Origin of the sequence: Micromonospora reichwaldensis, assembly GCF_031845925.1 — a bacterium.
Taxonomy (GTDB): Bacteria; Actinomycetota; Actinomycetes; order Mycobacteriales; family Micromonosporaceae; genus Micromonospora; species Micromonospora reichwaldensis.
Window position 1 is genome coordinate 20,629 of sequence record NZ_JAVRFL010000001.1, and the last position, 13,174, is coordinate 33,802.

Here is a 13,174-nt window from a genome sequence, read left to right on the forward strand (position 1 = left end):
GCTCCACTCAGCAACCGAGCCTAATGGTCGGGCCCGCCGCGCCGCTATGGCGAGCGGAAACAAGGGGCCGGATCTGTCGGAAACGACACCTCCGGTCTGCCGCCGCTGGAACTTCCGGCGGCCGCTCCGACCGGGGACGCCGGTGGGGGGGGGGTCGGACGGTCAGGTGGTCAGCGCGTCGAGGGCGTCGTCGAGCCGGGGCTTGCGGCCGTCGGCGAAGACGTCGAGGAACGCCTCGCCGGGCGCGGCCCAGAACCGGGTACGCGGCTCGTCCCGCCAGTCGCAGGTGATCTCGCAGCCCCACGAGTGCAGGTACGTCCGCTGGTCCGCCTGCCCGCGGTGGAACAGCGGGTCGCCGACGATCGGGAAGCCGAGCCACGCCAGGTGGACGCGGATCTGGTGACGCCGGCCGGTGACCGGCTTGAGCACCAGCAGCGTACGGTCGCCGCTGACCAGCGCCGTGGCGAAGTCGGTACGGGACTCGTAGGAGGGCTTGGACCGGTCGACGGCCGACTCCGGCAGCGCGAATCGGCGGCGGTCGGCGTCGTAGCGGATGGCCTCGCGCTCGCCCGCGATCCGGATGGTGCCCTTGCGGCCCGGCCGCAGCGGCAGGTCGATGGTGCCGGTCTCGGGCAGCCGCGCCCCCTCGACCCAGGCCAGATAGCGCTTGTCGGCGCCCCGGTTGGCGAACTGCCGGGTCAGCGAGGCGTGCGCCGACGGCGTCCTGGCCAGCAGCAGCAGTCCCGAGGTGACCTTGTCGATGCGGTGCACCCAGTGCACCGGCTCCCCGGCGGCGGCGGCCAGGTCGGTCAGGGACTCGGCGTGCCGCTCGCCCATCACGGAGATGCCCGGCGGCTTGTCGAGCACGAGCAGGTGGTCGTCCTCGTGGATGGGAGCGCGCCGAAGTTCCGACCAACTGAAGGTGGTCATCATCGCCTCGGCTCTCGACTGTGCTGAGCTGCTCGGTGTCGCCGACGGCCGGCCCGGGACATCGGTGACGCGCGGAGCGGGGTCGAGCCGGGCCAGGTGGGCCGGCACGGCGAAGGATACCAACCCGGCGACCGCCCGCCCCGACGTCGAGCGGCGTCGCGCCCCGGAGGCATCGCGCGCCCCGGGACCGTCGCGCCGGCACCTCGGCCCGTGCGGACGACCGGCCACGACCCGCGTGCCGGCGCACCGTGGGATGACCGAATCCGGGTCGACCACACCATCTCCGTACGTCGCCGCACGGAGCGGACCAACGGCGAGCCAGCACGTTGAAAGAAATATGACGGGTTGTCGGACTCTACCGTGAAAACGGCACATGGGGGTCGAGGCAGACCGGCGTGGAGAGCGCCGTCCGGACCTGGGAGGAATCCAACCGTGACCCAGTACGTGGAGGAGGCCGGCAGCCCGACGCGGCAGGCCGGACAGTCCCGACCGCCGGTGCGCAAGGCCGGTGCCCGGGGATCGTCCGTACGGTGGTGGAGACGACCGTGGATCGTGCCACTGGTCGCGCTGAACGGGGCCTTCCTGCTGTTCGTCCTGCCGCCGTACCTCGGTCTCGACCCGAGCCAGTCACGGGTGGTGCTGAACGACGGCTTCGCGTCGCACTACGCCGTCCTGGTGGTGCACATCCTCTTCGGCACCATCGCGCTGGTGACGTTGTGCCTCCAGGCCTGGCCGTGGCTGCGCCTGCGGTACCCGAGGGTGCACCGGCTCAGCGGGCGGCTGTACGTCTTCGCCGGCGCCATCCCGTCCGCGCTGCTCGCGCTCGTCCTCATGCCGTTCGCCGCGGCGCCGAACGGGCTGCTCGGCAGCGCGCTGGCCTCCGTGGGATGGATCGCCACGACGGTGCTCGGGTTCCGCGCGGCCCGTCAGCGCCGCTACGCCGAGCACCGGAAGTGGATGGTCTACAGCTTCGCCTTCGCCCTGCAGACCATGTGGGGACGGGTGATCTTCCTGTTCAGCGCGCTGACCGGGCTGTCCATGAACCCGATCGTCGCCGCCGAGGCGGGCGGGTGGCTCAGCGTGCTGGTGAACCTCGCCATCGCCTACTGGTGGCTGCACCGCACCCCCCGCCCGGCACGCCTCGGCGCTCAGCTGACGCCCCCGGCCGGTGCGCTCAGTCGAACCGCCACCGGGTCGCGCTGAAACCGGAACCCTTGTCCATGCCGATGACCTTCGCCGGGGTCACCTCGTAGACGAGGTACGGCGACGGGCCGATCCCGTCGCCGTCGATCCCACCGTCGACCGGGGTCACCTCCCAGCCGTACTTCTCCCCGTACGCCTCGGCGACGCGCTTGAGCGTCGCCGAGTCGCTGACCCGGGATGCCGTGCCCTCGATCGAGAGATCCAGCTCCGGGCTGCCGACGGTGAGGACGCAGTGCGGGTTGGCGGCCAGGTTGTCGACCTTGTGGGCGGCCTCGCTGGAGCAGAAGTACATGCTCTGGTCGAGCCACATGGCCAGCAGCGGCACGGCGTGCGGCCGGCCGTCCGGCCGGACCGTGCACAGGAAGAACTCGCCCGCCTCCGTCAGCCGCTCACGCGCCTGCGACCAGGGCATCGGCTTGGAGCCTTCGCTGGCAAAGGACGGTTCCGCGACCGGCTCACGGTTCACCATGGGTTCCCCTTCGAACGACGACATCGTGACTGAAGCAGCACGGAGAGTATCTCAGTGTGGCGGTGTCCGCGAGCGGACGGACACCGCCGCTGCGGAGTGTCGGAGGGACGCGCCCCGCCGGCCGCCCCGCACTCCCCGTTCCACAGGGGACGAATTCGCTTGACCTCAACCGCGCTGCAGGTCCTAGGTTCGCGGCATGAGCATGGAAGTCACCGCGTGGATGTCCCTGCACCACGCGATGCATCAGCGTGACCAGCGGCCCTTCTCCAAGGCGACCCTGAGGCGGATCGGCGGCTTCGCCCGCCCGCACCGCCGCCTGCTCGCGTGGTTCCTGGCGGGCAGCGTCGTGGCCGCGGTGCTGACCGTCGCCGCACCGGTGCTGGCCGGGCGGGTGGTCGACGCGATCGTCTCCGGCACCGACACGGCGACGGTGGTGCGGCTGGCCGTGGCGATCGCCCTGATCGCGCTCGCCGAGGCCGGGCTGGGGCTGCTCACCCGCTACCAGTCGGCGCGGATCGGCGAGGGCCTGATCCTCGACCTGCGGACCGCCGTCTTCGACCACGTGCAGCGGATGCCCGTCGCGTTCTTCACCCGGACCCGCACCGGCGCCCTGGTCTCGCGCCTCAACAACGACGTGATCGGGGCGCAGCAGGCGTTCAGCGACACACTCTCGGGTGTGGTCGGCAACGCCGTGACGCTGCTGCTGACGCTCGCGGTGATGCTGACCTTCTCCTGGCAGATCACCCTGCTGGCGCTGGTGCTGCTGCCGATCTTCGTGCTGCCCGCGCGGCGGATGGGCCGGAAGCTCGCCCGGCTCGAACGGGAGGCGGCCGACCTGAACGCGGCGATGAGCACCCGGATGACCGAGAAGTTCTCGGCGCCCGGCGCCACCCTGGTGAAGCTCTACGGGCGGCCGGCGGAGGAGTCCGCCGAGTTCGCCGCCCGCGCGCGGCGCGTGCGCGACATCGGCGTGCGTACCGCCATGTTGCAGACCGTCTTCATCACGGCCCTCACGGTGGTCGGTTCCCTCGCGCTGGCCCTGGTGTACGGCCTGGGCGGCGTGTACGCCATCGGCGGGCAGCTCGACGCCGGCGCGGTCGTCGCGCTCGCCCTGCTGCTGTCGCGCCTGTACGCGCCGCTGACCTCGCTCGCCAGCGCGCGGGTGGAGATCATGAGCGCGCTGGTCAGCTTCGAACGGGTCTTCGAGATCCTGGACCTGAAGCCGATGATCGAGGACAAGCCGGACGCCCGGCCGCTGCCCGACGGGCCGGTGGCGGTGGAGTTCGACGACGTCCGCTTCGGGTACCCGTCGGCCGAGAAGGTCTCCCTGGCCTCGCTGGAGGACGTGGCGAAGCTCGACACCCGCGGCGGCGAGGAGGTGCTGCACGGGATCTCGTTCCGCGCCGAGCCCGGCCAGATGGTCGCCCTGGTCGGCTCGTCGGGCGCGGGCAAGTCCACCATCGCGCAACTGCTGCCGCGCCTGTACGACGTGGAGGCCGGCGCCGTCCGGCTCGCCGGGCGCGACGTCCGCGACCTGACCGGCGACTCGGTCCGGGACGCCCTCGGGGTGGTCACCCAGGACGGTCACCTGCTGCACGACACGATCCGCGCCAACCTGCTCTACGCCCGACCGGACGCGAACGAGGACGACCTCTGGGACGTGCTGCGTCGCGCGCGGCTGGCCGACCTGATCCGCTCGCTGCCGGACGGCCTGGAGACGGTCGTGGGCGAACGGGGATACCGCCTCTCCGGCGGCGAACGTCAGCGGCTCACCATCGCCCGGCTGCTGCTCTCCCGCCCCCGTGTGGTGATCCTCGACGAGGCCACCGCACACCTCGACTCGACGTCCGAGGCGGCGGTGCAGGCGGCGCTGGGTGAGGCGTTGACCGGGCGGACCAGCGTGGTCATCGCGCACCGGCTCTCCACGATCCGCTCCGCCGACCAGATCCTGGTGCTCGAACAGGGCCGGATCGTGGAACGCGGCCGGCACCCCGACCTGCTGGCCCGGGGCGGCCGGTACGCCGAGCTGTACCGCACCCAGTTCGACCAACCGGTGCCGGCCTGACGTGTCCCCCCGTGGCCGCCCGGGGTGTGCCGGGGGCGACGAACGAGCGAGCGGACGGGCCGCCGGGGTGCGTGTCGCGCCCCGACGGCCCGTCGTCGTCAGTCGTCGTCAGCCGTTGTTGTCGATCATGCTGGCGATCTGGTTGTAGATCAGGTGCGCCTTCGCGCCCTGGTTCGACGGGCAGCCGCCGAGGTGGTGCAGGGCGATCACCCGGTGGCTGGAGTTCAGCACCGGCGAGCCGGAGTTGCCGCCGGAGGTGTCGCAGCTGTAGCTGATGTTCGAGGCGTTGTAGTTCGCGTTCTTCACGGTGCAGTTCGCACCGTTCTGGGTGTCCTCGAAGATCGACAGCCGCTTCGGGCTGCCGTCGCCGTGCCCCGGGATGTACATCCGCGTGCCGGTGGTGGTGGCGGTCGTCGCCAGGTACAGCGTGCCGAAGCTCTGGATGCTGGTGAAGTTGTTCACCGAGTACAGGGCGTAGTCCAGCTCGCTGGAGCCGCCGCTGCTCACCTTGTAGAGGGTCGCCCCGCTCACCTTGGTGCCAGCGCCGGGGTTCGAGCCGCCGCAGGTGGCGCACTGGTAGTTGAACTGCATCTCGCTACCGCTGACGGCGGCCTGCGTCGAGAAGCAGTGCTTGTTGGTCAGCATGCGGTTGGTGTTGCCGACCCGCCAGGTGGTGCACATACCGCCGCCGCTGATCAGCAGCCGCGCCACGGCCCTGCCGCGGGCGTACTCGGTGGGGTGGCTGTTCTGGTAGCAGACCACGTCGCGGCGGGCGTCGGTGCTGCACACGGACTGCGTGGAGAAGTTGTGCTGCGCGATCTCCGCGCGGTCGTAGCCGCGCCAGAACCGGTCGATGGTCGCGACGTTGCCACGGGAGGCGCGGCTGCTGTGCAGCGTCACCACCGCGGTGTCGCCCTCCACCGACATCGCCCAGAAGCCCGGCTGTCCGTCGGTGGTGTAGTCCGCGCCGGTCGCCCGGTTCAGGTAGCGGTCGTACCGGTAGCTCTCCCGGCCGTCGGGGCTCGCCACGGTGACGTAGTCGCCGTGGGCCAGTCGCAGCGCGCTGAAGTGCACCTTGACGTACGACGCGCCGGGGTGCCGGATGACCTGCGTCCGGCCGTCGCCGGCGGAGGACAGCGTGCCGGTGACGGTGCGGAGTTCACCGACCGTGGTGACGCCCTCCGCCGAGAACTGCTCCGATTCGGGTGCCCGTTCGGATTGCGGCGCGAGAGGTTGCACCGAGTACGCCTCGGCGGCGGGTGCCGACATCAGACTCAGCCCGAGTGTGCAGGCGCCCAGCGCGACCGCCGCCGTTCGTAGGCGGCGCATGGCATGTTTCATCGTCGCTCCTCCCGAGGAACCAGCACCCAGACGTGCTTGCAGCCTTCATACACGAGTCGATGGAGGCATGTAAACATATCGATGCCTACCTACCGGCAGGGTGTCGTCGGTTGCCGGCGGGTTCCTGCGGGGACCACCCGCACGACACGCTCCCCCGGTCGAGCCCGGCCACGGCCGGGCCGCACCGGACGGAACGCCGGCGTCACCGCTGCGGTGACGCCGGCGTCGTACCGCTCGTTACGGCGTGACGACCCTGCCGCCGAAGGTCACCACGAGGCGACCGTCGGACGCGAAGGACCAGCCCAGGGCGCCGGAGTACTGGGCGCACCGGGATCCGTTGGTGCCGGACCAGAACTGGTTCGAGCCGTCGGAGTTGCCGATGATCTTGTCGTTCGAGCCGCCGTCACACGAGGTGTTGTTCCGGAACACCGAGGAGCCGCCGTCGAAGGTGAAGTTGCGCTCGGTGTTGCCGATGCTGGCGTTGTTCGACACCTGCATCGTGCCCAGGTTGCGGTTGTAGGTGAACCCGTGCTTGCCGTTGTCGTAGGCGATGTTGCCCCGGACGATGTGGTTCACCCCGATGTCCTCGCCACCGAGCTTGTAGCCGTTGCGGTCGCCGGCCCCGGCCTGGCCGCCGTTGCTGAGGGTGCCGTTGTCGTACGCGAGGGAGGACTCGATGGTCACCGCGCCGATGGCCCCGGTGTCGCTCTTCGTGTAGAGGTCGTAGCCGTCGTCGATGTTGTTGTGGGCCACGGTGTAGCGGAAGACGTTGCCGGGACCGACGGTGAGCTTCGGGGCGAAACCGTCGGCGTCCTCACCGTCGGAGTCGACGTTGTCGTGCGACACGGTGCTCACCACGAGGTTGTTGGACGGCCACTGGTCGCGGGGCGCGTTGGCCACCAGCCGCGAGAGCTGTAGCCCCGAGTCCCGGTTGTGGCGGGTCACCGTACGCTCGATGATGTTGTTGTTTCCGGCGAGCAGGATGCCGTTGTCCCCGGCCCGCTCGACGACGATGCCGCGGATGTGCCAGTACGATCCGCCCACCGCGAGGCCACGGTTCGCGGGGTCCTCACTCTGGGCCGAGAAGTTCAGGACCGGGGTCTCGCCCGGGTAGGCGAAGATGTTCTTGCGCGCGCTCGACGTGCCGTTGTTGCCCTGGCCGATGGTGATGGTCTGCGAGTAGCGGTAGGTGCCGCCGCGCAGGTAGATCGTGCCGCCGGCCGCGATCCGGGTGATCGCGGAGGTGAGCGTCGTCGGGTTCGCCTCCGTGCCGGCCGCGCCGTCGGTGCCGGTCGGCGCCACGTACAGCGTGCCGCTCGACGGCGGCGGGGTGGTCGGCGGGGGCGTGGTCGGCGGCGGCGTGGTCGGCGGCGGAGTCGTCGGCGGCGGGGTGGTCCCGCCCGAGGCGTACGTCTCGAACTCGGCGACCCTCGGCGTACCGGTCGCGCCGGTGATCTCGAAGTTGATTTTGCGCAGCGACGTGGCGGCGAAGTTGACGACCCCGGCCCCGGTGCCGCTGGCCAGCGTGGCGCCGGTGTCGTTGTTGACGACCCGCCAGGAGCCGATGACCCCGACGGCGCCGGCCGCCTCCCGGATGTTGATCGAGGCCACCGTGGTGGCGGTGTCCCACTTGATCGAGATGCGGCCGGTCGAGCCGGTCGGCGACCAGTACGTGCTCATGTTGCCGTCGAGCACGTTGCCGTAGCTGGTGCCGCTGGCCTTGCTGGAGCCGTCGGAGCCGGCTCCGAGGCTGAGGTTCGTCGCGTTGACGCCGACCGATGCGGGACTGGGGCCGCCAGCCGCACCGGACGCCTGGGTCATCGGCAGCGCCGCGGCGAGCGCGGCTGCGGCAGCCACGGCGGTGCCGCCGGCAAGAAGCTTGTGTCGCACTGTGGTTCGCACTGTTGGACTCCTCAGGAGTGAGCACGGTGCGGGGCACTACCTGCACAGCCCGACACCGCATGCGGCTTCGTGTCCGTACCCTCAGCCCGGCCAGGGATCGAAACATCGATGAAACACAGGCTAGGAAAGCGCTTGCCTGCGAGGCAAGTGCGGAGACGTGCAGGTTTGTTGCATAGGCAGCGACAGACGCCGGTCTGGGCGCGGCCGGCGCTCGCCTATGGAACCTGGCCGAGCCCTACCTGCTGAAGGGTCACCTACCCGCCATCGCCGCCACCGCACGAGGCAACGCGCTCAGCCTGCGCCCACAGTTGATTCGAACCGCACACCACAGAAAGGCCGCGGTCAGGCCGCAACGCCGAGGATCGCGGTGTCGAAACGCAGCGCGGCCAGGGACGCCTCGGCGAGCGGACCGGTGAGCGCGAGCTCGTCGCGGCGGGGCTCACCGCCGGGCAGCAGTAGCCGCAGCTGAGGCGCGCCGGTCAGGGCGGTGGCGCCTCGCCACGGAGGGTCAGACTGCGGGCGCCCCCGCGGTAACGCTCAAGCATCCCCTGGTCGGCGAGCTGCTCCAGGTCCCGGCGAGCCTCCGGCCCGCGCGGCCGATCAGGCCGGTTCGCGGACCCCGCCGGCCTGGTCACCGTCGTCCGGCAGCGGTTCGACAGGCGCTTCCGGCAGCTCGTCGGGGGTGTCGGGAAGTAGTTGCGCCGCGTCGTCGGGCACGGACTCCCGAGGATCGAGCGGCGGATACAGCTCCGGGTCGAGATCAGGGTTGGTCATCGACCAAGTATCAGCCGCGACGGCCGTCACCGCCCGTCGGCCGTACGCGGCACAGGGCGGCACCGGCCAACGACGGCCCACGCCGAGGGCCGCCGGGGCGGCCACCCGAGACCTACCCTGCTTCCTGCCGCCACCCGCTGCGCATAATGCCGACGTGCGTTCGGACGTGGGTCGTGGGGATGACGCCGCTGGAGTGGATGTCGCTGGCGGCGCCACAGGTGAGCGGACGGTGACCCGCAGCCCGCTGCTGTCCCGGACAGGTGTGGCCACCGGCGGCGGCTCGGCGTGGCGGGTCGTCGTCGGGTTCGGCGTGGTGAGCCTGGCCGCCGACATGGTGTACGAAGGTGCCCGCTCGGTGTACGGGCCGCTGCTGGCCTCACTGGGCGCGTCCGCTGTCGTCGTCGGACTGGTCACCGGCGCCGGTGAGGCGGCGGCACTGCTGCTGCGGCTGGTGTCCGGGCCGCTTGCGGACCGGACCCGCCGGTACTGGTCGTTGACCCTTCTCGGGTACGGGCTGACCGCGGTCTGCGTGCCGCTGCTCGCCTTCACGCCGCTGTTGGGCGGCGCTGGTCTGGCCGTCGCCGCCGGGTTGATCCTCGCCGAACGGCTGGGCAAGGCGGTCCGCAGTCCGGCCAAGTCGACGCTGTTGGCCGACGCCGCCAGCCGCGTCGGGTTGGGTAGAGGGCTGGGCGTCCACAAGGCACTCGACCAGGTCGGCGCTTTCGCCGGCCCGCTGCTCGTCGCCGCGGTCGTCGCGATGGCCGCGGGGACCCTCTGGCCGGCTCTGGCCGTCCTTGCCCTGCCAGGCGTCGTCGCGATGCTGTTGCTGCTCGCCGTTCGGGCGCGAACCGACATGCCGGCTGGCGGCACCCCCTCGGCGTCGTCCGACCCGCCGGCCACCCGTGCCGCACGGCGGACGACGTTGCCGGCGATGTTCCACTGGTTCGCGGCGGCGATGGCGCTGTGCACAGCGGGCCTGGTGACATTCGGGCTGATCGGCTTCCACCTCGTTCGCGCGGGCGTCGTCGCGACCGCGACGGTGCCGCTGATGTACGCGGCCGCGATGGCCGCCGGCGCGCTCGCCGCCCTCCTCACCGGCGCTCTCTACGACCGGACCGGCCCACGGGTGCTGATCGCGCTTCCGGCGCTGATCGCCGCCGTGCCCGCCCTGCTGTTCGGCGGTGGTCTGCCGCTGGCAGCGGCCGGGGTCCTGCTGTGGGGTGCCGCCGTAGGTGTGCAGGACTCCACCGTCAAGGCACTGGTCGCCGATCTCGTGCCACGGGAACGCAGAGCGACCGCGTACGGGGTGTTCGCCGCGGTGCAGGGCGCAGGTGCGCTGGCCGGCGGTGCCGCAGCCGGATTCCTGTACGAGCTCTCGCCGGCGAGTCTGACGACTGCGGTGGCCGTTACGCAGGTCATCGCCCTGGCCGTGCTCGTGGGCGTCCTGACGAGGCTGACCACGCGGGGACCCGGTGGACGCGCGGGGTGAGGGGCTAGTCGACCGCGATGCGCAGGCCACGCACCGGTGAGGCGACGACCAGGGCGAGGCTGAGCACGACGGGCACAGCCAGCATCAGGTACGCGGCCCGGACCCCGTAGGTGTCCGCGGCCAGCCCGCCGATCAGGGCGCCGAACGGAGTGCCGCCCCAGGCCAGCATGCGCCCGGTGGTGTTGACGCGGCCCTGCAACGCATCGGGGGTGAGCAGTTGGCGCACGGTGATGCCGTTCGCGTTCACGGTCAGGCGCGCCACGGCCCAGATCGCCCATCCGGCCAGCGCCAGGGTGAACGCCGAGGTGCCGGCCAGGCCGATGAGGGCCGCGACGAAGATGACGAGCCCCACGATGGACACCGTTCCCTGGCCGGCCCGACGGCTCGCTCGGGGCAGGAGGACGGCGGCGATCAGCGAGCCGACCGCGGCGGCCGCGTAGAGCAGGCCCAGACGCTGGTCCTCCGGGCGCAGGCCGAGAGCCTGGTCGGCGTGGACGACGAGCAGACCCAGCACGCCGCCGGCGGCGACGTTGAGGCCGAAGCCCGCAGCGGTCAGCGTACGCAGGACCGGCGTTCGCCAGAGGTAGTGCACTCCTTCGAGGATCTCGGCCCGCAGCCGGCGGGCCACTGCCGGCCCCGGATCCGACCCGGTCCGGATCTGGGCGAGCAGCGCGGCGGACACCAGATAGGTGGCGGCGTCGACGGCCAGCACCAGGGTGGGGTCGGCGATCGCGGCCAGGAGTCCGGCGGCGGCGGGTGCGGCGATCTCCAGCACGATCTCGGTGGACCAGATGAGGCTGTTCGCCCGGGTGACCGCTGGCTTGCCGACGATGCGTACGAAGGTGCCCCAGGCCGCGGCGTCGAACCAGCAGAAGCCGCAGCCCACGCCGAACGCCACGACGAGCAGGTACCAGGAGGCCAGCGCATCGAACAGCGCGGCGACCGGCACGGTGGCGAGCAGGAGAGCGCAGCACACGTCGGCGGTGATCATCATGCGCTTGCGCGGCAGGCGGTCCGCGGCGGCGCCGGCGAAGAGCCCGAACAACAGGTACGGCAGGGCTTCGAGGCCGACCACCGCCGCCGTCAGCGTCGGGGAGGCGCTCGTACGGTAGACCAGCAGCGGCAGGGCGACGGCGCTGGCAGCGGTCCCGGCGACCGAGATCGATCGGGCGACGTACCAGAAGGAGAAGTCACGGTGGAACAGCCGGCGTCCTTCGACGCCGGCTGCCTCGGTGCGCTGTGTCACGGCCTGCGTCAGCCCAGCAGGGCGAGTTGCCGATCGTCGATGCCGGTCAGCGCGAGGTGCAGGTCCGCCGCCAGATCGTCGGCGAGGCGAGCCGTCGGCGCACCGTCCCCGTCGCCCGGGTGGAAGCACGCGGCGCCGCCGCCACCGCCGGGCCAGACGTTACGGGCCACCGGCTCGTCGCCGTTGTCAGCGGGGTGGAAGCACAGGGTGCCGCCCGGGGGAGACTGACGAGCCGTCAGCTCACCGTTCTCGTCGGCGGGGTGGAAGCACAGAGTGCCGCCGCCCGGGGAAGAATGACGAGCCATCAGCTCACCGTCCTCGTCACCGGTGCGGAAGCAGGAGCCGCCAGCAGACATGTTGTCCCTCATCTCGTTCGAACTGGATCTGGTCGGGTGCCCGTCGCCCTATCCGGCGACGGCCACAGGTGCCACCCCCGCCCGGTCGGGATGACGGGCACCCCGTGCCGCACCAGGCTGAAGCGCTCCAGCCCTGGGGCGATCGTGGTGGCCACCGCGATCGGTGAGCCGACTGGCGCGACCTCGCACACGTGGTAGCCGATGCCGTGCCAGGCCAGAGCCCGCCCGACGCGCTCCAGCCCCCAACCCGGGCTGCCGTCGCCGGGCATGTCCGCGCGTAGCGGCGCCGCCCGCACCGGGCCGGAGAGCAGCTCGTCGAGTGGCATCAGGGCACACCGTTGCAGTGCCGGCCAGGCCGCCAGACGCTGGACCGCGGGCGAGTCGGCGGTGGATGCGGAGAGCGCACAGACCTGGATCAGCTCGCCGAGGGCACGCGACGCGGCGTCGGAGGCCCAGAGCGACGCGCCGGCCCCGAGCCGGGTCGGCCCGCCGCTGGCCGCCGGGCTGACCGCCACGTACACCGGCACGTCCAGGTCCGTCGTGATGTCGAGCAGGTGTACGGGTGCGCCGGCCGCCCGTACGGCATCCGCGTGCAGCGAACGCAATCCGTCCGGCAGTTCGCCGACGGGTACGAGGTCGACGTCCGGGACTCCGGCGACGTACCAGCGCAGCAGCGCCTGACCGAGCCCGTCGTGTTCGATCAGCTCGCAGAGGCCGTGGTAGACGGCCTCTGCCAGGTCGACGCCGGCGGCGGTGCCCAGGCTGGACGAGTACCGCAGCAGACTGCGGTACGGCCGGACGTCGTCACCCGCCACCGGCCACCGGTAGTAGCGCGGATCGGTGAGGAACGTGGGATAACGGACCCCGCCGTAGGAGGCACACGCCGCGACGGAGTCCGGAAACTCCGCCGCCCACCGCTGCACGGCCAGGTCGGGCTCCAGGGCGGACTGCCCGGCCACGACGCTCGCCGGCACCAGCCTGGTGGCGTCCGCGGTCCATCGGCGGTTGTCCCGGGCCGACATGAGATAGCGCTCCAGGGCCTCGAAGTACGCGCTCGCCTCGCCCTGGGGACCAGCTCCCTTTCCCACACCGACGGCGACCTGTGCTCCGTCCCGGAACAGCGTGACGCGCATGATCGGCGACGCGGCCGGGCCGAGGACCGCCGCCCGCGCCGTGAGGCCGAGCCGGGCGATCTCCGCTGAGGCCGTCGCGAGGGCGCACTCGGCGGGCACGGATCGGAACGACACCGCAGCCTCCCCCGGGACCATCCATCGGCCCGGACTGTGTCAACGAAATGCTTCGATGTCAACGGCTGGCAGCGGAATCAGGGGGCACGCGGACGTACCGTGCTCTGGGGCCGCCGCGGCCCCGCAGGCAGCAGCAGCCGCGGTCGAGGCCC

General features: G+C 71.7%; 11 protein-coding genes and 1 pseudogene. 3 read left to right on the top strand and 9 right to left on the bottom strand.

The annotated features are described in order from the left end of the window. Nucleotides 1-162 precede the first annotated feature (162 nt). Nucleotides 163-930, bottom strand: a complete 768-nt coding sequence (locus tag RM555_RS00095) for an RluA family pseudouridine synthase (protein ID WP_311409826.1) — start codon at nucleotides 928-930, stop codon at nucleotides 163-165. Between the two features lie 432 nt (nucleotides 931-1,362). Between RM555_RS00095 and RM555_RS00100 the strand changes: the two genes are divergently transcribed. Then, the gene (locus RM555_RS00100; RefSeq protein ID WP_311409827.1) at nucleotides 1,363-2,133 is read left to right on the top strand and encodes a DUF2306 domain-containing protein; all 771 of its coding nucleotides are present in this window, start codon (nucleotides 1,363-1,365) and stop codon (nucleotides 2,131-2,133) included. Here RM555_RS00100 and RM555_RS00105 read toward each other — a convergent pair. Then, nucleotides 2,105-2,602: a pyridoxamine 5'-phosphate oxidase family protein gene (locus RM555_RS00105; RefSeq protein ID WP_311409828.1), complete on the bottom strand. Its 498-nt coding sequence runs from the start codon at nucleotides 2,600-2,602 to the stop codon at nucleotides 2,105-2,107. The two genes, RM555_RS00100 and RM555_RS00105, sit on opposite strands and share 29 nt — an antisense overlap. A 196-nt stretch (nucleotides 2,603-2,798) precedes the next feature. Here RM555_RS00105 and RM555_RS00110 point away from each other — a divergent pair, with 196 nt between their 5' ends. Further along, the gene (locus RM555_RS00110) at nucleotides 2,799-4,667 is read left to right on the top strand and encodes an ABC transporter ATP-binding protein (protein WP_311409829.1); all 1,869 of its coding nucleotides are present in this window, start codon (nucleotides 2,799-2,801) and stop codon (nucleotides 4,665-4,667) included. Between the two features lie 108 nt (nucleotides 4,668-4,775). On the opposite strand, the gene RM555_RS00115 is transcribed toward RM555_RS00110, so the two are convergent. The 4 genes and pseudogenes from RM555_RS00115 to RM555_RS00130 form a co-directional block, all read right to left on the bottom strand. Continuing rightward, on the bottom strand, nucleotides 4,776-6,008 hold the full coding sequence (locus RM555_RS00115) for a trypsin-like serine peptidase (protein WP_311409830.1): 1,233 nt from the start codon (nucleotides 6,006-6,008) through the stop codon (nucleotides 4,776-4,778). A gap of 237 nt (nucleotides 6,009-6,245) precedes the next feature. Then, nucleotides 6,246-7,910 (bottom strand): cellulose-binding protein, encoded by a 1,665-nt coding sequence (locus tag RM555_RS00120; protein WP_311409831.1) that lies wholly within the window; start codon nucleotides 7,908-7,910, stop codon nucleotides 6,246-6,248. Nucleotides 7,911-8,244: 334 nt separating this feature from the next. Further along, nucleotides 8,245-8,488: pseudogene (locus RM555_RS00125) on the bottom strand (DeoR family transcriptional regulator); the annotation flags it as partial. Nucleotides 8,489-8,510: 22 nt separating this feature from the next. Further along, nucleotides 8,511-8,684, bottom strand: coding sequence for a hypothetical protein (locus RM555_RS00130; RefSeq protein WP_311409832.1), 174 nt, complete (start codon nucleotides 8,682-8,684; stop codon nucleotides 8,511-8,513). A 229-nt stretch (nucleotides 8,685-8,913) separates the two neighbouring features. Here RM555_RS00130 and RM555_RS00135 point away from each other — a divergent pair, with 229 nt between their 5' ends. Beyond that, nucleotides 8,914-10,173: an MFS transporter gene (locus RM555_RS00135; RefSeq protein ID WP_311410089.1), complete on the top strand. Its 1,260-nt coding sequence runs from the start codon at nucleotides 8,914-8,916 to the stop codon at nucleotides 10,171-10,173. A gap of 4 nt (nucleotides 10,174-10,177) precedes the next feature. Here RM555_RS00135 and RM555_RS00140 read toward each other — a convergent pair whose 3' ends face one another. Genes RM555_RS00140 through RM555_RS00150 form a run of 3 tightly spaced genes read right to left on the bottom strand, consistent with a single transcriptional unit; the run spans nucleotide 10,178 to nucleotide 13,022 of the window. Next, nucleotides 10,178-11,419, bottom strand: coding sequence for an MFS transporter (locus RM555_RS00140; RefSeq protein WP_311409833.1), 1,242 nt, complete (start codon nucleotides 11,417-11,419; stop codon nucleotides 10,178-10,180). Between the two features lie 8 nt (nucleotides 11,420-11,427). Continuing rightward, nucleotides 11,428-11,775 (bottom strand): hypothetical protein, encoded by a 348-nt coding sequence (locus RM555_RS00145; RefSeq protein ID WP_311409834.1) that lies wholly within the window; start codon nucleotides 11,773-11,775, stop codon nucleotides 11,428-11,430. 8 nt (nucleotides 11,776-11,783) lie between these two features. Further along, the gene (locus RM555_RS00150; protein ID WP_311409835.1) at nucleotides 11,784-13,022 is read right to left on the bottom strand and encodes a YcaO-like family protein; all 1,239 of its coding nucleotides are present in this window, start codon (nucleotides 13,020-13,022) and stop codon (nucleotides 11,784-11,786) included. Nucleotides 13,023-13,174 lie beyond the last annotated feature (152 nt).